We start from the raw sequence: 18128 nt of genomic DNA on the forward strand, positions 1-18128 counted from the left end.
CCACCGCTCCGGCCGACCCCGCCGGCCCAACCCGCCTGCTCTGGCGGGTCGTTGGCAGCCTAGGCGATCACTCCGATACGGAGACATGGGCCCCACGCCCTATGCCCCTCCCCCCTCCCCACGCCGTCGCGCTCCCCACACCCCTACGCGCCCCCACGTTCCCCGACCTCCCTGGAGCCGGACGCGGCAGAAACCTCCCCTCCCCCCTTCCCCTCCCCCACCTCTCGCCTCTCGCCTCTCGCCTCTCGCCTCTCGCCCGGAGACCACCCGAGGCGGAAGCGCCTCCGGCCGACGAGCGAGAGGCGCCCCCACACTCATCACCCCGCCCTCAATACCCCCTCCGCGTCACGAACTCCGCCAGGGACAACAACCCGCCCGCCCTCTCCGGCACCGGCACCGCCCGCGCCAACTCGCCCAGCGCCCGCGCCATCTCGTCCGCGGCCCGCTCCTGAGCCCAGTCCCGGCCCCCGGCCCGCTCGACCGCCTGCGCGATCGCCTCCAGCTCGGCTCTGCCCTCCTTCTCCGGGCCGGGCGGCCCGTACAACGCGGCGAGTTCCCGCGCCGCCGGGGAACCGGAGGCGAGCGCCGCGACCACGGGAAGGGACTTCTTGCGGACGGCCAGGTCGGCCCCGGCCGGCTTGCCCGTGCGGGCCGACTCCCCCCAGATGCCGATCACGTCGTCGATGAGCTGGAAGGCCAGCCCCGCCGCCCGACCGAACGCGTCGAGCGCCTCTACCTCCTCCTCGCCCGCCCCCGCGAACAACCCACCGATCGCACACGCGCAACCGAGCAACGCCCCCGTCTTCGCCTCCGCCATCGTCAGCGTCTCCGCCAGCGACACGTCCCCGGGGTCGCGCGCCTCCAGAGCCACATCCATGGACTGGCCCGCGCACAACTCGACGACGCAGGCGGCGAGCCGGGCCACCGCGGCCGGCGCCGCCCGATGCGGGTCCTCCGCGAGCAACCGCTGGGCCTGGGCCTGCATCGCGTCCCCGACGAGGATCGCGTCCGCGTCCCCGAACACGGTCCACGCCGTCGGCCGGTGCCGGCGTGTGGTGTCCCGGTCCAGGACGTCGTCGTGAAGCAGCGTGAAGTTGTGTGTCAGCTCCACCGCTGTCGCCGCCCGCACGGCGTCCTCGGGCCGCCCCCCGAGGGCCCGCACCGCCGCCAGGACGAGCGCGGGCCGCACGGCCTTTCCGCCACTGCCCACCGCCGGTGTGCCGTCCGCGTGCTCCCACCCGAAGTGGTACAGCGCGACCCGGCGCACGGGGTGCGGCAGGGCGTCGACGGCCCGGCGCACCTCCGGGTCGACCCACGCTCTGGCCTCCGCCAGGATCGCTTCCGCCTCCTGGGTCTCCGCCGAGCGCGTCCCCGGCGCGTCGGGCCCGCCCCGCACCTCCTCCCGGCCCGCACGCGTCCCCTGCTGCCCCGGCACCCTCGGCCCCGCGGTCGCCGTCGGCTGCCCCGGCTTCACCGGAATCGCCCGCTCCCCCGGAGCCCACGACTCGCCTCGAATCCCCTGCTCACCCCTCCCCGTCTCGTCACCCGCGTGCGACCCCGGCCCGGCCTGCGCGGCCTGCGTGATCTGTGTCCTTTCCGTCGTACGTGTCGGCTGCGTCGGCTGTGTCGTCTGGGTTGGCTGGGCCGGCTGTGTCGGCTGGGTCGTCTGCGTCATGGGCTCACCCCGGCGCGAGCGTGAACGGTGGCCGATCCGCGGTGGCCGAGCGCGGGGCCCCTGGGTGACCCCGCCCTTGCGGGCGGGGACACGGCGGGCCCGCGACGGGACGTCACTACCACCGGCCGATCTCGACGTTCTCCAGGACCCCGACCGCGTCCGGCACCAGGATGGCCGCCGAGTAGTACGTGGTGACCAGGTACGAGATGATCGCCTGCTCGCTGATGCCCATGAACCGCACCGACAGGCTCGGCTCGATCTCGTCCGGGATGCCGGACTGACGCAGCCCGATGACGCCCTGCTCCTCCTCCCCGGTACGCATGCAGATGATGGAGGTGGTCCGGGCCTCCGAGACCGGGATCTTGCCGCACGGATAGATGGGGACACCGCGCCAGGTCGGGATGCGGTGCCCGCCGACATCGATGCTCTCGGGGACCAGACCCCGCTTGTTGCACTCCCGGCCGAACGCGGCGATCGCCTTCGGGTGCGCCAGGAACAGCTTGGAGCCGCGCCGCCTGCTGAGCAGCTCGTCCATGTCGTCGGGGGTCGGGGCGCCGGCGTGCGGCTGCAGGCGCTGGTCGTACTCGCAGTTGTTGAGCAGTCCGAAGTCCGCGTTGTTGACCAGCTCGTACTCCTGGCGCTCCTTCAACGCCTCCACCGTCAGACGCAGCTGGTGCTCCGTCTGGTTCATCGGCTGGTTGTACAGGTCGGCCACGCGCGTGTGGATCCGCAGCACGGTCTGCGCGACGCTCAGTTCGTACTCGCGGGGCGCCGACTCGTAGTCGACGAACGTGCCCGGCAGCACGGCCTCGCCGACGTGGCCCGCGGAGAGGTCGATCTCCTTCTCGCCGTAGTTGTTGGCGCGCTGCGCGGGGATCGAACGCACCTGCTGGATGTGGTCGCGCAGTGACTCGGACCGCTCCGCCACCTGCTCCAGGTCGGCGCGGGGCAGGGTGAGCACCGTGCACGCGGTGACCGCGCGGGCCGTGTAGTCCCAGATGTTCTCGGAGCCGAGCAGAGCCTCGTCGCCGAAGTACGCGCCGTCGGCCAGGACGCCGAGCACCGCGTCGTCGCCGTAGGGTCCCGTCCCGATCTTCTCCACGCGGCCGTGCGCGATCAGGTACACCTCGTCCGCCTGGCTGCCGAACGAGGTGAGCACCTCGCCGGGCGCGAACTCCCGCTGTGTGCACCGCTGGGCCAGCTCGCCCAGGACCTCGGAGTCCTCGTATCCCCGGAGTGTCGGCAGCTCCCCCAGCTCAGCGGGAATGACCCGGACCTGGTCCCCGGTCTTGACGAACGTGATGCGTCCGTCCCCGACCGAGTAGCTCAGCCGCCGGTTCACCCGGTACGTGCCACCCTGCACGTTCACCCAGGGCAGCGAGCGCAGCAGCCAGCGCGAGCTGATCTCCTGCATCTGCGGCACGGATTTGGTGGTGGTGGCCAGATTCCGCGCGGCGGATGTGCTGAGGCTCTTCTGCGCCTCCGCCTGCTCCGAGCGGACCTCTTCGCCTACCGACATGGATTGCCTCCTGATCACGGACCGACCTGCGAGGGAAAGCCTTCCAGCACCGTCCGTGCCCGCGCCATTACACAAATGAGGGGGAATGGATCTCGTCCGGACGGGGCATTGGCCGCGTTTTTCGGAACTCGGGGGTCCCGGCGGGCGTTGACCGGAAAACGACCGGCATCCGACGGAGGAGACGACCATGGCGGGCTTCCTGGACCGTGCCAAGGAGCAGGCGCAGCGCGGCCTGACGCAGGGCAAGCAGAAGCTGGACGACGTGCAGGCCCAGCGGGCCGGCGGGGATCTGCTGAAGCGGTTGGGCGCGGCGTACTACGAGGAGCGGCGCGGCACCGGCAGCCCGGACGCCACGCAGCGGGCGCTGCAAGCGCTGGAGGCGCACATCGCGACGAACGGGGACGGGTTCCTGCGCGGTTGAGGCGCCGGGGAGCCGGTCACCGTGGTGCGCGGCGACACGCGTGGAGGGTGAACGAGTAGTTCGGGCACCGCGGTTCGGGTAAGACCAGCGGTACGAGACGGTGCGCGACGGGCGGCCGTCGCGCCCGTGAGGAGCCGGTCATGGCCTCACCCATGTCCGCCAGTACTTTTCTCGCCGCTCTCCGGCACGAGGGTCTGACCGTCGTCGAAGTAGGCGACTGGGAGCACCACAACCGCAATCACAAGGGTGCCTGGGGCCCGATGAACGGCGTGATGATCCATCACACGGTCACCTCGGGCAGCGCCGCCACGGTCCGTATCTGCCGCGATGGCCACCCCGACCTGCCCGGTCCGCTGTGCCACGGCGTCATCACGAAGGACGGCCGCGTCCACCTCGTCGGCTATGGGCGGGCGAACCACGCGGGTCTCGGCGACGACGACGTCCTGCGCGCGGTCATCGCGGAGAAGGCGCTGCCGCACGACAACGAGGCGAACACGGACGGGAACCGGCACTTCTACGGTTTCGAGTGCGAGAACCTCGGCGACGGTGAGGACCCGTGGCCCGCGGCCCAGCTGGAGGCCATCGAGAAGGCGGCCGCGGCGGTCTGCCGCCACCACGGCTGGACGGAGCGCTCGGTCATCGGCCATCTGGAGTGGCAGCCCGGGAAGATCGACCCGAAGGGCTTCACGATGGCGTCCATGCGGGGGCGCATCCGGGACCGCCTCAAGTAGGAGGCCGCACCCCGCGGGGCGGCGGGCATCCGGACTCATGTCCGACAATGACGGGGTGCCCCGCCCGCCCGCCGCCGCTCTGCGCCCCCACCTGCCGTCGCCTCTCACGGAGGCCGATGACGACCGCTTCGCGCGCCGTGGCGTGCGGCTGCTCCTGAAACGGGACGACCTGATCCACGCCGACCTGGTCGGCAACAAGTGGCGCAAGCTCGCCCCGAACCTGGCGGCGGCCCGGGGCCGGGCCCTCCTCACGTTCGGCGGCGCCTACTCCAACCACCTGCGGGCCACGGCCGCCGCCGGCCGTCTCCTGGGCCTGCCCACCATCGGTGTCGTCCGCGGCCAGGAGCTCGCCGACCGGCCGCGCAATCCGTCCCTTGCCCGCTGCGTGGCCGACGGCATGCGCCTGCACTTCATCGACAGATCGACTTATCGGGACAAGAGCGATCCCCGGGTCCTTGCCGCGCTCCTCGACGGCGTGGGCGCCCCGGACGCCTTCGTGGTGCCGGAAGGCGGCAGCAACGTCCTCGCGGTCCGGGGCTGCGCCGACCTCGGCCGGGAGCTCCGGGGCCTGGCCGAGGTCGTCGCCCTCGCCTGCGGCACGGGCGGCACGCTCGCCGGACTCGCGGCCGGGCTCGCGCCCGGCCAGCGCGCTCTCGGGGTCGCCGTGCTGAAGGGCGGCTTCCTGACGGCCGACGTCCGCACCCTCCAGGAGGCGGCGTTCGGCGGCCCGCGCGGCGACTGGCGTATCGAGGACCGCTTCTCTTTCGGTGGCTACGCGCGCGTGCCCGCCGAGTTGGTCGCCTTCGCCGACGACTTCGAGCAGCGGCACGGCCTGGCCGTCGAGCACCTGTACGTCGCCAAGATGCTGTACGCGCTGCACGCTCTTACGGAGGCGGGCACCTTCGCGCCCGGCACGACCGTGGCGGCCGTCATCACGGGAGCGCCGTTCGCGGACGTTCAGTCGTCGACCTCCCGGTAGGCGGCGGCCTCCTCCAGGTCCAGTTTGCGCAGCAGGGTCCGCAGCATCTCGTCGTCGATCCGCCGTTCGTCCCGCATCCGGACGAAGACCTCGCGCTCGGCCGCGATCGCTTCCCGCGCGAGCCTGCGGTAGGTGTCGTCGGCGGACTCCCCGGTCACGGCGTTCGGCTGGCCGAGCCGCTCCCAGACGGAGTTGCGGCGCCGCTCCAGGACGGTGTGCAGACGGTCCTGGAGCGGCTGGGGCAGGCAGTTGCGCTGGTCGCGCATGAGGGAGTCCACGCGCTCCTCCGCGGCCGTCGAGGCGACGCTCTGCGCCTGCGCCTCGACCAGCGTCTCGGCCTGTACGTCGCGGCCCGGCAGCTTCAGCGCCTTGATCAGTGGCGGCAGGCTGAGTCCCTGTACGACGAGGGTGCCGATGACGGTGGTGAAGGTCAGGAAGAGCACCAGGTTGCGCGCGGGGAAGGGTTCGCCGTCCTCGGTGACGAGCGGGATGGAGAAGGCGATGGCCAGGGACACCACGCCCCGCATTCCCGCCCAACTCACGATGAGCGGCCGTTTCCAGTCGGTGTCCCCCTCCCGCTCCCTGATGCGCGACGACACGTACATCGGCAAGTACGTGGCGGGATACGACCAGACGAAGCGGATGACGACCACCAGGAAGAAGACCGCGATCGCGTACCAGGCGGCCTGCGCCACGCTGTACTCGCCGAGGTCCTTCAGGACGACGCGCAACTGGAGACCGATGAGGGCGAAGACCGAGGACTCCAGGATGAACGAGACGACCTTCCACACCGCTGCCTCTTGTAGGCGCGTCTCGAAGTCGACCTGCCAGGAGCGGTGTCCCAGATAGAGGGCCACCGTCACGACGGCGAGCACTCCGGAGGCGCCCACTTGTTCCGCGGCCGCGTACGCGACGAAGGGGATCAGCAGGGAGAGCGTGTTCTGCAGGATGGCCTCGGTGAGGTGCTTGCGCAGCCAGTGCAGCGGCACCATCAGCAGCAGCCCCACCCCGACGCCGCCGACGGCCGCCACCAGGAACTCCCGGATGCCGCCCGCCCAGCTCGCGCCCTCCCCGACGGCGGCGGCGAGCGCCACCTTGTAGGCGGTGATGGCGGTCGCGTCGTTCACCAGGGACTCGCCCTGGAGGATCGTGGTGAGCCGTGAGGGCAGGCCCACGCGGCGCGCGATCGCGGTGGCGGCCACGGCGTCCGGCGGGGCGATCACCGCGCCCAGGACGAGTGCGGCGGTCAGCGGCAGGTCGGGGATGAGTTCGTACGCGAGCCAGCCCACCGCCACCGTGGCGAACAGGACGTAGCCCACCGACAGCAGCGCCACGGGCCGGATGTTGGCCCGCAGGTCGAGATAGGAGCTCTCCAGGGCGGCGGTGTGCAGCAGCGGCGGCAGGATCAGCGGCAGCACGACGTGCGGGTCGAGCGCGTACTGCGGGATCCACGGCACATAGGAGGCCGCCAGCCCGGCCGCGACCAGTAGGAGCGGCGCCGGCACCGGCGTGCGGCGGGCCGCTCCCGCCACCGCGGCGCTCGCCGCGATCAACCCCACGAGTGGCAATACGTCCATGCCCTGCCTACCGCCGTCCTTCTCGCACCGCCCGTCGTAACCTGGCAATCATGAACGAGTGCCCGCACGTCGATGCGCTGCCGCACCCCGAGCCCGCTCCGCTCAGCGAGACCTGTCTGGAGTGTCTGGCCGTCGGCAGTCACCCTGTGCAACTACGGCTGTGTCTGGTCTGCGGCCATGTCGGCTGCTGCGATTCCTCGCCCTACAAGCACGCGACCGAGCACCACAAAGAGACCGGCCATCCTGTGATGCGCACCTTCGAGCCTGGTGAGAGCTGGCGTTGGTGCTTCGTGGACATGACTCTCGTCTGAAATGGACGATCCGCACCCGGGCTTGGGTTCGACCGATGTGCGCCTGGGTACGTCATCCCGGCGCCCGCTGTTTTCAATTCGGTACGCACACCCTCTAGCCACTGTCCGTACCCGTAGGCTTACTATGAGTGACAGCACTGGGCCGGGGGTCCCCGGGACAGGAAAGTCAGGCGCGCGGTAGCGTCACCGCAGATATACGTGGCGCATCACCCGGGGGAGGACCTCCGGAGCCCGAAAGTGCTTGTACCACCTTGGAGGTGAGGGTGTCCCAGATCGCAGGAGAGCCCGGGAATCAGGACTTCGTGGAAGTCCGGCTGCCGGCTGCGGGTGCCTACCTGTCAGTGCTGCGGACCGCCACGGCCGGTCTCGCGGCACGTTTGGACTTCACCCTCGACGAGATCGAGGACCTGCGCATCGCGGTCGACGAGGCCTGCGCGATCCTGCTCCAGCAGGCCGTCGCCGGCTCCGTGCTCAGCTGCGTGTTCCGGCTCGTCGACGACTCGTTGGAGGTGACCGTCTCCGCGCCGACCACCGATGGCCGGGCCCCGGAGCGCGACACCTTCGCCTGGACTGTGCTGTCGGCCCTCGCGGGTCAGGTCGACTCCTCGGTGGCCGATGACAACACCGTCTCGATCAGTCTCTACAAGAAGCGCGGCGCGGGCCCCGGCCCGACGTGATGGACGGGGACGGGCCGGTGCGGGACGACAAGCGCGGCACACGGGACCTCCCGGCCGACGCCGCGGCGGGCGCGCGGCGGGTTGCCTCGGGCATCCCCGAGCAGCAGGCCCGGCCGCACCCGGAGGACCTGGAGGCCGACGTGCCACAGCAGGCAGCGCCGAATCCCGGACCCGAGCTTCGCGGGCGGTCGGGGGGATCGGACGTGCGACGGGCGGGATTGATGAGCGACCACGAGCGACACGGTGAGCAGCAGGGCCGGCACGACCCGCGGGACCGCAGCGGTGCACGGGCGATGTTCATCGAGCTGCGTGCCCTGCCGGACGGCAGCCCCGAGTACGCGGAGATGCGCAACCGGCTCGTGCGGATGCACCTGCCGCTGGTCGAGCACCTGGCCCGCCGCTTCCGCAACCGCGGGGAGCCGCTGGACGACCTCACGCAGGTCGCGACGATCGGCCTGATCAAGTCCGTGGACCGGTTCGACCCGGAGCGCGGCGTGGAGTTCTCCACGTACGCGACGCCGACGGTCGTCGGTGAGATCAAGCGCCACTTCCGCGACAAGGGCTGGGCCGTGCGCGTCCCGCGCCGCCTCCAGGAGCTGCGCCTGTCCCTGACCACGGCGACGGCCGAGCTGTCCCAGCGCCACGGCCGCTCCCCCACGGTCCACGAGCTGGCCGAGCGGCTCGCCATCTCGGAGGAGGAGGTCCTGGAGGGCCTGGAGTCGGCCAACGCGTACTCCACGCTGTCCCTGGACGTCCCGGACACGGACGACGAGTCCCCCGCGGTCGCCGACACCCTGGGCGCCGAGGACGAGGCGCTGGAGGGCGTCGAGTACCGCGAGTCCCTCAAGCCGCTCCTGGAGGACCTGCCGCCGCGCGAGAAGCGCATCCTGCTGCTGCGCTTCTTCGGGAACATGACGCAGTCGCAGATCGCCCAGGAAGTCGGCATCTCCCAGATGCACGTCTCGCGCCTGCTGGCCCGCACACTGGCTCAGCTGCGGGAGAAGCTCCTCGTCGAGGAGTGACCCGCACGTACGTACGCACAGGAAGGCGCCCGGTGCCTGCACGGCACCGGGCGCCTTCCTGTCGCTCGTTCGTCGCCTACTTCGACTGCGGGGCGCTGCCCGGGGTGCGGATGCCCAGCGCGCGCGTGGTCGCCGGGTTGACGAGCAGTACCAGCGCGGCGATCGCCACCGCGGCGAGCGCGATCCCGCCGGGGATGGCCACGCTGTCGGCCTGCAGCAGCGTATAGGCGACCGGCAGGGCCATGATCTGGGTGATGATCGCGGGGCCGCGGCTCCAGCTCTTGCGGGCGAGCAGGCCGCGGGCGGCCAGCAGCGGCAGCAGGGCGAGCACGAAGAGGGTCACGCCGCCGGTGATGGCCTGCTCCGGGTCGTCGGGGTTCCCGGTGAGCCCGGCGACCAGCATGGAGACGCCGCCCACCACGAGTGCGACGCCTTCGAGGCCGGCGAGGGCCGCCGCGGCGGTCAGCCGGCCGGGGCGTGGCCCGGCTTCTTCGGTGGGCTCGGGGGCGGGGTTCTGCTCTGAGGTCACCTTTGCAGCGTAACGCCCGGCGCTCGTGGCCCGGCAGGGCGCGTCCCGGGCCGGCGCCCTCCTGGCGCCCGCCCGAGGCGCCCCTCGGTCTGGGCCCGATCTGAGGCGCTAGGTACCCTGCTTCGCATGCGTGCACTTCTTGTGGTCAATCCAGCGGCAACCACCACCAGTGCGCGCACGCGCGATGTGTTGATCCACGCGCTGGCGAGCGAGATGAAGCTCGAGGCCGTCACGACGGAGTACCGCGGTCACGCCCGCGACCTGGGTCGGCAGGCCGCCGAGAGCAAGGACATCGAGCTGGTCGTCGCTCTCGGTGGCGACGGCACGGTCAACGAGGTCGCGAACGGGCTGCTGCACCACGGCCCCGACCCCGACCGGCTGCCGGGCCTGGCCGTGGTGCCCGGCGGCTCCACGAACGTCTTCGCCCGCGCCCTGGGCCTGCCGAACGAGCCCGTGGAGGCCACAGGACAGCTCCTGGACGCCCTGCGCGAGGGCCGTGAGCGCACGGTGGGTCTCGGCCTCGCGGCGGGCACCCCGGGCACGGAGGACGAGGCGGTCCCCTCGCGCTGGTTCACCTTCAGTGCCGGGCTCGGCTTCGACGCCGGAGTGGTGGGCCGCGTGGAGCAGCAGCGGGAACGGGGCAAGCGTTCGACGCATGCCCTGTACGTGCGACAGGTGGTCCGTCAGTTCCTGGGCGAGGCCGACCGCCGGCACGGCACGATCACGCTCGAACGGCCGGACGAGGACCCGGTCAAGGATCTGGTCGTGTCCATAGTCAGCAACACGTCGCCGTGGTCCTTCCTGGGCAACCGGCCGCTCTATCCGACGCCCCAGGCCTCCTTCGACACCGGCCTTGACGTGCTCGGACTCAAGAAACTCTCCACCCCCGCGGTGGCCCGGTACGGCACGCAGCTGCTCACCTCGTCACCGGAGCGCGGACCACACGGTAAGAACGCGGTCACGCTCCATGACCTCACGGACTTCACCTTGCATTCAAAGGTGCCTCTGCCCCTTCAGATGGACGGTGACCACCTGGGGCTCCGCACGAGCGTGACGTTCACAGGCGTACGCCGTGCACTGCGTGTGATTGTGTGAGTGGAAGGGTCCAAAGTCCTTCATCTCGAACGTTTGGGCCAGGCTCCACCCCATGGAAGTACGGCTGTGACCTAGCCGACACCGAGGAATCAAAAAAAACTTTCCAGAAGGGGTTGTATCCGCCGCCGAGGTTTGCGAATCTCTACATGGCGCTCGGGACGGCCCGCAACATCGGCCCCACAGAGAGCCCGAATCCCCTCCTCAAAACCACGGACACCCGTCGCAGATGTGACGTTCGTCCCTACATTTGTTGAGGGATTCGTGAAAGCGTTCACATTCACAAGCAACCTGCACGTAATACCAAGGAGAGGTAGCAGCCATGGACTGGCGTCACAACGCCGTTTGTCGCGAGGAAGACCCCGAGCTGTTCTTCCCCATCGGCAACACCGGTCCCGCGCTGCTGCAGATCGAGGAAGCCAAGGCCGTCTGCCGCCGCTGCCCCGTCATGGAGCAGTGCCTGCAGTGGGCGCTCGAGTCCGGCCAGGACTCCGGCGTCTGGGGTGGCCTCAGCGAGGACGAGCGCCGCGCGATGAAGCGCCGCGCCGCTCGCAACCGGGCACGTCAGGCCTCCGCCTGAGCCCCCACCCCGTTCGAGCCTGAGCCCGGCGGCGCGTACAGCGAGTACGCATCCCCCCGCCCCCGAGCCGCAGCGCGCAGTACCCCCGATGCTCCCCAGGCTCAGCCCGGGACATGACCCGAGCAACGCGAGCAGTGAGCCCCGGACCGTCCAACGGTCCGGGGCTCACTGCTGTGCGCGTCCACCGGCGTCTACGTAGGCGGGCGGAGCCGCCTCCTCGGTGGGGCGGCCGACTACTTGTGCGTGCGTACCGGAATGTCGAGGACGACCTGTGTGCCGCGCTCCGGAGCGGGCACCATGTCGAACGTGCCGCCCAACTCGCCCTCCACCAGAGTCCGTACGATCTGCAGCCCCAGGTTGCCGGCCCGCTTCGGGTCGAAGTTCTCGGGCAGACCCACGCCGTCGTCCTGGACGGTGATCAGCAGCCGCGCGTCCTTGCTGCTGCCGCCGCGGACGGCGGAGACCTCCACGGTGCCGGTGTCCCCCTGCCGGTAGCCGTGCTCCAACGCGTTCTGCAGCACCTCGGTCAGGACCATGGACAGCGGGGTCGCCACCTCGGCGTCCAAGATGCCGAAGCGGCCGGTGCGCCGACCGGTCACCTGTCCCGGTGAGATCTCGGCGACCATGGCGAGCACCCGGTCGGCGATCTCGTCGAACTCCACGCGCTCGTCCAGGTTCTGCGAGAGCGTCTCGTGCACGATGGCGATGGACCCCACGCGCCGGACCGCTTCTTCGAGCGCCTCGCGCCCCCCGTCCGACCCGATGCGCCGGGCCTGAAGACGCAACAGCGCGGCCACGGTCTGCAAGTTGTTCTTCACCCGGTGGTGGATCTCCCGGATGGTGGCGTCCTTGGTGATCAACTCACGCTCGCGGCGCCGCAGTTCGGTGACGTCCCGCAACAGGACCAGGGAGCCGATCCGTGTGCCCTTGGGCTTGAGCGGGATCGCGCGCAACTGGATCGACCCCTCCTCGCCCTCGATCTCGAACTCGCGCGGCGCCCAGCCGCTGGCCACCTTGGCGAGCGCCTCGTCCACCGGCCCGCGCGAGGGGGCGAGTTCGGCCGTGGTCGTGCCCAGGTGGTGTCCGACCAGATCCGCCGAGAAGCCCAGCCGGTGGTAGGCGGACAGCGCGTTCGGCGACGCGTACTGGACCACGCCGTCCGCGTCGAGCCGGATCAGGCCGTCACCCACGCGCGGGGAGGCATCCATGTCCACCTGCTGCCCCGGGAAGGGGAACGAACCGGCCGCGATCATCTGCGCCAGGTCGGACGCGGACTGCAGATAGGTCAGCTCCAGGCGCGAGGGCGTACGGACCGTGAGCAGGTTCGTGTTGCGCGCGATGACTCCGAGGACCCGGCCCTCCCGGCGCACCGGGATCGACTCGACCCGCACCGGGACCTCCTCGCGCCACTCGGGGTCGCCCTCGCGGACGATGCGGCCCTCGTCGAGCGCGGCGTCCAGCATGGGACGGCGGCCGCGCGGCACCAGGTGCCCGACCATGTCGTCCTGGTAGGAGGTCGGACCCGTGTTCGGACGCATCTGCGCGACGGAGACGTATCGCGTGCCGTCGCGCGTGGGGACCCACAGGACGAGGTCGGCGAAGGAGAGGTCGGAGAGCAACTGCCACTCCGAGACCAGCAGGTGGAGCCACTCGAGGTCGGAGTCACCGAGAGCGGTGTGCTGGCGTACGAGATCGTTCATGGAGGGCACGGGGCGAGCGTACCCGCCGGTCGGCGCGGCCCCGCGAAGACCGACGGGCCGCGGCGCCGGGGGGAGGGACCCTCGACCCTTTCCCTGGCACCGCAGCCCTTCAGGTGCATCGGCTTCCAGGTGTGCGGTGCCCGGCAGCCGATCGAGGAACCGCGGCAGTCAGGGCAGAGAGCACGGTTCCTCTGTCCGTCCTCCTGTGCGGGGAGGGCGGAGGTCTTCATGACGCATTGTGGACTAGACCATTCTCCCGTGTCTATGCGTCGGATTGGGTTTGTTGTCGTCTCTTCCTCCAAGCCGGGACGGGCCGACGGCGGCCGCCGGTACGCCGTCGCCCCTATGCACGGGCGGCGGGGCGGGCGGGTTCACCGCTGGGCCAGGCGGTCATCGCGAGGTCGGCGATCGCCTCCAGCTCCGCTCGGCTCGCGCCGTCCCGTGACTGCTGCGACATGCCCTGGAAGACGGCGCCCACGAACCGCGCGAAGGCCTCGGTGTCCAGGCCCCGCGGCAGCTCTCCCGCGGCCACGCCCTGCCGCAGCCGGTCCTCGATGGCGGCGAGGCTGGCGCCGCGCCGCTCGCGAAGCGCCTGCTCGACCTCGGGCGTCGTGCAGTTCGTCCCGGCGTGGATCACGAGGCAGCCGTGCGGGTGGCCGGGGTCGGTGAACTCGTCGGCGGCCTCCCGCAGCAGCCGCTCGACGGCGCCGCGGGCCGTGGGCTCCTCGGTCAGGGCGCGGGCCGGGCCGGCGCCGTGCGTGGTGCCGTAGACCCGCACGACCTCCTCGAACAGCGAGCGCTTGTCGCCGAACGCGGCGTAGAGGCTGGGGGCGCCGATGCCCATCTCGCGCGTCAGCTCGGAGACCGAGGTCCCCTCGTACCCGTTCTCCCAGAAGGCCCGCATGGCCTTCTCCAGGGCGGTCTCCCGGTCGAAGGAGCGAGGCCGTCCGCGCTGCTTGGTCGCCATGGGGATGAATTCTATAACGCGCACTAGAAAACGGGCCCGGTCGTGCGCTACGGTCATTTCCATAACGACCGCTACAGATTCGAGGGGGCGTCGCCATGAGCATCACCGGCGTACGGACTGGGGTACTCGCAGGCAAGACGGCACTGGTCACGGGCGGGAGCCGGGGGATCGGACGGGGCATCGCCGAGCGGCTCGGCCGGGACGGCGCACGCATCGCCGTGCACTACGGCACGAACCACGCGGCGGCGCAGGAGACGGTGGCCGCGATCGAGGCGGCGGGCGGCTCGGCGTTCGCCCTCGGGGCGGAGCTCGGGGCGCCGGGCGCGCCGCAGGAGCTGTGGGAGAAGTTCGACGCGCAGGCGGACGGTGTGGACATCCTGGTGAACAACGCGGGCATCGGCACGTCGAGCGCCTTCGGGGAGATCGAGGAGTCGGAGTTCGACCGCCTCTTCACGGTCAACACCAAGTCCCCGTTCTTCCTCGCCCAGCTCGCGGCCCCGCGGATGCGGGACGGGGGCCGCATCATCAACATCTCCTCCGGCGTCGCGCGCACGGCGGTCCTGCCGGACCTCATGCCGTACGCGATGACGAAGGGAGCCCTCGACGTGCTGACCCACTACCTCGCCAAGGTCCTGGGCCCGCGCGGCATCACGGCGAACACGGTGGCGCCGGGCATCGTCGACACGGATGTGAACGCGGAGTGGCTGCGCGCGAGCGACGAGGCGTGGGCTGGCGCGGCGGCGCTGTCGACCTTCGGCAAGGTGGGGACGCCGGCGGAGATAGCCGACGTGGTGGCGTTCCTGGCGTCGCCGGACGGGCGGTGGGTCACGGGACAGTGGGTGGACGCGACGGGCGGCTCACTGCTCTGAAGCCGTGCGGGTGCCGGGGCTGGGTTCGGGCTCGCCGAGGGCCTGGGGCGGGGTGGATGCAGGGGGCGCGGCGGGCGGTGGGCGGCGGCCGACGGCAAGCGCGCCCGGCGGGGTCCACCGGCTCGACATGCCGCCGCAGCCCGGAGCCCCGAGCATGGATATGGATAAGGGAGGGCCGGCCCGATTAAGGGGGCTGGCTCGACTTGGGGGCTGGCCCGACCTAGGGGACAAGCCCGGCTGAGTGGGCAGGCCCGGCTGCGGGGCAGGCCCGGCTGAGGAGCAGGCCCAACCTAGGGGGCAGGTCCGACCTAGGGGGCGAGCCCGGCTGAGGGGCTGGCCCGACTAGAGGGCCCGCCGCCCGGAGGACACGGCCCGGCGGACACGGCCCGGCGGACGGGCCAGAGTGGCGCGGGGCGGAGCCGTCCAGGCCCTGCCCGGAAGGGGCTCGCTCTGCTAGATTGGTCTATACCACATCTCTCTCAGTCTCCTCTGACCAGAACGGCAGGCCAAGCGTGGAAGTTGTGATCGTTCCGGATGCCACGGCAGGTGGCGAGCTGATCGCCGAGGCCATGGCCCAGCTGCTGCGGCGCAAGCCCGACGCGTTGCTCGGCGTGGCCACCGGCTCGACCCCGCTGCCCATCTACCAGGCGCTGTCGGCCAAGGTGCGGGCCGGTGAGGTCGACGCCTCGAAGGCCCGCATCGCGCAGCTCGACGAGTACGTGGGGCTGCCGACCGGGCACCCCGAGTCCTACCGGGCGACGGTGCTGCGTGAGGTCGTCCAGCCGCTCGGACTGGACGAGGCGGCGTTCATGGGCCCGGACGGCAGTGCGGCGGACGTGCAGGCGGCCTGCGAGGAGTACGACAAGGCGCTGGCGGGCGCGGGCGGGGTCGATCTGCAGCTGCTCGGGATCGGCACGGACGGGCACATCGGGTTCAACGAGCCGTGTTCGTCGATCGCGTCGCGGACCCGGATCAAGACGCTGACCGAGCAGACCATCGCGGACAACGCGCGGTTCTTCGACGGGGACCTGAGCCAGGTGCCGCGGCACGTCATCACGCAGGGCATCGGCACGATCCTGGAGGCCAGGCACCTGGTGCTGCTCGCCACGGGCGAGGGCAAGGCGGACGCCGTGGCGGCGACCGTCGAGGGGCCCATCGCGTCGGTGGTACCGGCGTCGGCGCTGCAGCTGCACGCGCACGCGACGATCGTCGTGGACGAGGCCGCTGCGTCCAAGCTGAAGCTCGCGGACTACTTCCGGCACACGTACGCGAACAAGCCGGAGTGGCAGGGCCTGTAGGACGGCCCTCGGCGTCGGCCTGCCGGGACCGGCCCCGGTAGGCCGACATGAAGGTGCCGGTCGCCCCCGCTCGGGACGACCGGCACCTTTTGTCTGAGCCGCGCACGTTCCCGGGGTCGGGCCCGCCCCGTCGGCCGACCCCGCCCGCTAGGGGCCTGCACCACGCCACCAGCCCCGCACGCCCGGGGCCCGCGCCGCGCACCGGTCCCGCACGCCGGGCCCGCCCTTGCCGGCCGACCCGCACGCCCGAGGGCTGCATCACGCACCAACTCCCACGCCCCGGGCCCGCGCCACGCACCAGCCCCGCATGGTGGGCCCGCCCCTGTCGGCCAGCCCCGCACGCCCGAGGGCTGCATCACGCACCAACCCCCACGCCCCGGGCCCGCGCCACGCACCAGCCCCGCATGGTGGGCCCGCCCTTGCCGGCCGACCCGCACGCCCGAGGGCTGCATCACGCACCAACCCCCACGCCCCGGGCCCGCGCCACGCACCAGCCCGCATGCAGGGCCCGCCCCTGTCGGCCGGCCCCGCACGCCCGAGGGCTGCATCACGCACCAGCCCCCCACGCCCGAGCCGGCGCCGCGCACCAGCCCGCCCCGGGCGTTTCACCTCGGCCCCCGTGAGGCCGAAGCTCCCCCTACCCCCCGACGATGACCTCCGCGGCAGCGGCTCCGCAGACGCGGGCCGCGCCGTGCGTGGCGATGTGGAGGGCGCCGCGCGGCGGGGCGCCGGGTACGCCCATCTCCACGACGACGGTGTCCGGGCGGGCCGCGAGCAGGGCGTCGAGGGCGCCGGACATCCAGGCGTGGCGGTGTTCGTCGCGGACGACGGCCACGATGCGGCGTTCGCCCGCCTCGGCCAGCGCGGCCGGGCCGGCGTCGGGGCCGGTGTAGGAGCCGGTGGTGGTGCCGGGGAGGAGGCGGGCGAGTTCGGCGCCGACGCCCCAGGGGGTCTCGTCGCCGACCGCGATGTTGGCGACCGGGGAGAAGGCCGCGACGTGCACGGGCCCGGTCACCTCCGGGGCGTACTCGCCGCGCGTGACCCGCAGGGCCCGGCGGGCCGCGACCAGCCCGATCTCGGCACCGCCCGCCGCAGCCAGCACCCCGTCCGGATCGGCACCCGCGGCACCCGGCGCCGTCCCCCGGGCCGCTGCCGAGGCCGAGGCCGAGGCCGTCCACTCCCCCAGCGCGCGGACCCGGGCCGCCGCGTCCGCGAGGCGTTCCTCGGGGAGTTCGCCGGAGCGGACGGCGGCGACGAGGGCGTCCCGCAGGCGGGTCACCGTCGCGTCGTCGTTGAGTCCGCCGCCCACGCAGATCGCGTCGGCCCCGGCGGCGATGGCGAGGACGCTGCCGCGCTCGATGCCGTAGGTCGCGGAGATGGCCTGCATCTCCATGCCGTCGGTGACGATGAGGCCGTCATAGCCGAGTTCCTCGCGGAGCAGGCCGGTGAGGATGCGCCGGGACAGGGTCGCCGGGCGCTCCGGGTCGAGGGACGGGACGAGGATGTGGGCGCTCATCACGGCGCGGGTACCGGCTGCGATCGCGGCGCGGAACGGGACGAGGTCGCGGCTGTGCAGCACGTCGAGGCCGACGTCGATGAGCGGCATGTCGTGGTGCGAGTCGACCCCGGTGTCGCCGTGTCCGGGGAAGTGCTTGGTGCAGGCCGCGACGCCCGCGGCCTGCATGCCCTCGACGTAGGCCGCCGTGTGCCGGGCGACGAGCGCGGTGTCGGCACCGAACGAGCGGACGCCGATGACGGGGTTGTCGGGGTTGGCGTTGACGTCGGCGGACGGCGCCCAGTTGAGGTTGACGCCGCACTCGGCGAGCCGCCGGCCGAGCGCGTAGGCGACGCCCTTGGTGAGTTCCACGTCGTCGACCGCGCCGAGCGCGTGGTTGCCGGGGAACGAGGAGCCCGTACGGACCTCGAGGCGGGTGACGTCGCCGCTCTCCTCGTCGATGGCGACGAGGAGGTCGCCGCGCTCGGCGCGCAACTGGGCGGTGAGAGCGGCCAGTTGTCCGGGCGACTGGATGTTGCGGCCGAACAGGCCGACGGAGGCGAGCCCTTCGCCGAGCCGGCGCAGCACCCAGTCCGGGGCGGTGGTCCCGGCGAAGCCGGGCTGCAGGACGGTGAGCGCGTCGCGGGTGAGCGTGGAGGAGGCGCGAGTGACAGTGGTCATCGGGT

Annotated in this window: 17 protein-coding genes; 10 read left to right on the forward strand and 7 right to left on the reverse strand. The window is 72.0% G+C overall.

Annotation, left to right across the window (positions count from 1 at the left end):
- Positions 1–328 precede the first annotated feature (328 nt).
- Positions 329–1435 (reverse strand): family 2 encapsulin nanocompartment cargo protein polyprenyl transferase, encoded by a 1107-nt coding sequence (locus ACIBW6_RS10670; protein WP_399058887.1) that lies wholly within the window; start codon positions 1433–1435, stop codon positions 329–331.
- A 355-nt stretch (positions 1436–1790) separates the two neighbouring features.
- On the reverse strand, positions 1791–3194 hold the full coding sequence (locus tag ACIBW6_RS10675; RefSeq protein WP_399058888.1) for a family 2B encapsulin nanocompartment shell protein: 1404 nt from the start codon (positions 3192–3194) through the stop codon (positions 1791–1793).
- Positions 3195–3381: 187 nt separating this feature from the next.
- Here ACIBW6_RS10675 and ACIBW6_RS10680 point away from each other — a divergent pair, with 187 nt between their 5' ends.
- The 3 genes from ACIBW6_RS10680 (at position 3382) to ACIBW6_RS10690 (ending at position 5325) form a co-directional block, all read left to right on the forward strand.
- Positions 3382–3615: a hypothetical protein gene (locus ACIBW6_RS10680; protein WP_399058889.1), complete on the forward strand. Its 234-nt coding sequence runs from the start codon at positions 3382–3384 to the stop codon at positions 3613–3615.
- A gap of 140 nt (positions 3616–3755) precedes the next feature.
- Positions 3756–4346: an N-acetylmuramoyl-L-alanine amidase gene (locus ACIBW6_RS10685; RefSeq protein ID WP_399058890.1), complete on the forward strand. Its 591-nt coding sequence runs from the start codon at positions 3756–3758 to the stop codon at positions 4344–4346.
- Positions 4347–4383: 37 nt separating this feature from the next.
- On the forward strand, positions 4384–5325 hold the full coding sequence (locus ACIBW6_RS10690; protein WP_399058891.1) for a 1-aminocyclopropane-1-carboxylate deaminase/D-cysteine desulfhydrase: 942 nt from the start codon (positions 4384–4386) through the stop codon (positions 5323–5325).
- On the opposite strand, the gene ACIBW6_RS10695 is transcribed toward ACIBW6_RS10690, so the two are convergent.
- Positions 5304–6902 carry a Na+/H+ antiporter gene (locus tag ACIBW6_RS10695; RefSeq protein WP_399058892.1) on the reverse strand — a complete coding sequence of 533 codons (1599 nt, stop codon included), beginning with the start codon at positions 6900–6902 and terminating at the stop codon, positions 5304–5306. The two genes, ACIBW6_RS10690 and ACIBW6_RS10695, sit on opposite strands and share 22 nt — an antisense overlap.
- Before the next feature lie 50 nt (positions 6903–6952).
- On the opposite strand from ACIBW6_RS10695, the gene ACIBW6_RS10700 reads away from it, so the two are divergent.
- From ACIBW6_RS10700 to ACIBW6_RS10710, 3 genes are all read left to right on the forward strand, one after another.
- Entirely contained in the window at positions 6953–7213 is a 261-nt protein-coding gene (locus tag ACIBW6_RS10700) for a UBP-type zinc finger domain-containing protein (RefSeq protein ID WP_399058893.1), read from the forward strand.
- 263 nt (positions 7214–7476) lie between these two features.
- Positions 7477–7890, forward strand: coding sequence for an anti-sigma regulatory factor (locus ACIBW6_RS10705; protein ID WP_399058894.1), 414 nt, complete (start codon positions 7477–7479; stop codon positions 7888–7890).
- Entirely contained in the window at positions 7890–8912 is a 1023-nt protein-coding gene (locus ACIBW6_RS10710; protein ID WP_399059274.1) for an RNA polymerase sigma factor SigF, read from the forward strand. Before ACIBW6_RS10705 ends, ACIBW6_RS10710 begins: the two co-directional genes overlap by 1 nt.
- Before the next feature lie 76 nt (positions 8913–8988).
- On the opposite strand, the gene ACIBW6_RS10715 is transcribed toward ACIBW6_RS10710, so the two are convergent.
- Positions 8989–9441, reverse strand: a complete 453-nt coding sequence (locus ACIBW6_RS10715; protein ID WP_399058895.1) for a hypothetical protein — start codon at positions 9439–9441, stop codon at positions 8989–8991.
- A gap of 126 nt (positions 9442–9567) precedes the next feature.
- Here ACIBW6_RS10715 and ACIBW6_RS10720 point away from each other — a divergent pair, with 126 nt between their 5' ends.
- Positions 9568–10536: a diacylglycerol/lipid kinase family protein gene (locus ACIBW6_RS10720; protein WP_399058896.1), complete on the forward strand. Its 969-nt coding sequence runs from the start codon at positions 9568–9570 to the stop codon at positions 10534–10536.
- Positions 10537–10855: 319 nt separating this feature from the next.
- A complete protein-coding gene (locus tag ACIBW6_RS10725) occupies positions 10856–11113 on the forward strand; it encodes a WhiB family transcriptional regulator (protein ID WP_016639615.1) in 258 nt (85 codons plus the stop codon).
- Positions 11114–11346: 233 nt separating this feature from the next.
- Here the strand turns inward: ACIBW6_RS10725 and ACIBW6_RS10730 are convergent, their stop codons facing one another.
- Entirely contained in the window at positions 11347–12813 is a 1467-nt protein-coding gene (locus ACIBW6_RS10730) for a sensor histidine kinase (protein ID WP_399059275.1), read from the reverse strand.
- Positions 12814–13156: 343 nt separating this feature from the next.
- Positions 13157–13780: a TetR/AcrR family transcriptional regulator gene (locus ACIBW6_RS10735; protein ID WP_399058897.1), complete on the reverse strand. Its 624-nt coding sequence runs from the start codon at positions 13778–13780 to the stop codon at positions 13157–13159.
- 95 nt (positions 13781–13875) lie between these two features.
- Here ACIBW6_RS10735 and ACIBW6_RS10740 point away from each other — a divergent pair, with 95 nt between their 5' ends.
- Positions 13876–14649 carry an SDR family oxidoreductase gene (locus tag ACIBW6_RS10740; protein WP_399058898.1) on the forward strand — a complete coding sequence of 258 codons (774 nt, stop codon included), beginning with the start codon at positions 13876–13878 and terminating at the stop codon, positions 14647–14649.
- Positions 14650–15161: 512 nt separating this feature from the next.
- Positions 15162–15947, forward strand: a complete 786-nt coding sequence (gene nagB, locus ACIBW6_RS10745; RefSeq protein ID WP_399058899.1) for a glucosamine-6-phosphate deaminase — start codon at positions 15162–15164, stop codon at positions 15945–15947.
- A gap of 637 nt (positions 15948–16584) precedes the next feature.
- On the opposite strand, the gene ACIBW6_RS10750 is transcribed toward nagB, so the two are convergent.
- Positions 16585–18123, reverse strand: a complete 1539-nt coding sequence (locus tag ACIBW6_RS10750) for a glycoside hydrolase family 3 protein (protein ID WP_399058900.1) — start codon at positions 18121–18123, stop codon at positions 16585–16587.
- Positions 18124–18128 lie beyond the last annotated feature (5 nt).

It is taken from the genome of Streptomyces sp. NPDC049813 (genome assembly GCF_044465085.1).
In the GTDB taxonomy this organism is placed as follows: domain Bacteria; phylum Actinomycetota; class Actinomycetes; order Streptomycetales; family Streptomycetaceae; genus Streptomyces.

Excerpts from the sequence above, each read along its gene's own strand:
- ACIBW6_RS10680 (WP_399058889.1), top strand. The coding sequence starts at position 3,382 with ATGGCGGGCTTCCTGGACCGTGCCAAGGAGCAGGCGCAGCGCGGCCTG.
- ACIBW6_RS10750 (WP_399058900.1), bottom strand. The coding sequence starts at position 18,123 with ATGACCACTGTCACTCGCGCCTCCTCCACGCTCACCCGCGACGCGCTC.
- ACIBW6_RS10710 (WP_399059274.1), top strand. The coding sequence starts at position 7,890 with ATGGACGGGGACGGGCCGGTGCGGGACGACAAGCGCGGCACACGGGAC.
- ACIBW6_RS10720 (WP_399058896.1), top strand. The coding sequence starts at position 9,568 with ATGCGTGCACTTCTTGTGGTCAATCCAGCGGCAACCACCACCAGTGCG.
- ACIBW6_RS10675 (WP_399058888.1), bottom strand. The coding sequence starts at position 3,194 with ATGTCGGTAGGCGAAGAGGTCCGCTCGGAGCAGGCGGAGGCGCAGAAG.
- ACIBW6_RS10690 (WP_399058891.1), top strand. The coding sequence starts at position 4,384 with ATGTCCGACAATGACGGGGTGCCCCGCCCGCCCGCCGCCGCTCTGCGC.
- ACIBW6_RS10725 (WP_016639615.1), top strand. The coding sequence starts at position 10,856 with ATGGACTGGCGTCACAACGCCGTTTGTCGCGAGGAAGACCCCGAGCTG.
- ACIBW6_RS10735 (WP_399058897.1), bottom strand. The coding sequence starts at position 13,780 with ATGGCGACCAAGCAGCGCGGACGGCCTCGCTCCTTCGACCGGGAGACC.
- ACIBW6_RS10695 (WP_399058892.1), bottom strand. The coding sequence starts at position 6,902 with ATGGACGTATTGCCACTCGTGGGGTTGATCGCGGCGAGCGCCGCGGTG.
- ACIBW6_RS10740 (WP_399058898.1), top strand. The coding sequence starts at position 13,876 with ATGAGCATCACCGGCGTACGGACTGGGGTACTCGCAGGCAAGACGGCA.
- ACIBW6_RS10685 (WP_399058890.1), top strand. The coding sequence starts at position 3,756 with ATGGCCTCACCCATGTCCGCCAGTACTTTTCTCGCCGCTCTCCGGCAC.
- ACIBW6_RS10730 (WP_399059275.1), bottom strand. The coding sequence starts at position 12,813 with ATGAACGATCTCGTACGCCAGCACACCGCTCTCGGTGACTCCGACCTC.
- ACIBW6_RS10700 (WP_399058893.1), top strand. The coding sequence starts at position 6,953 with ATGAACGAGTGCCCGCACGTCGATGCGCTGCCGCACCCCGAGCCCGCT.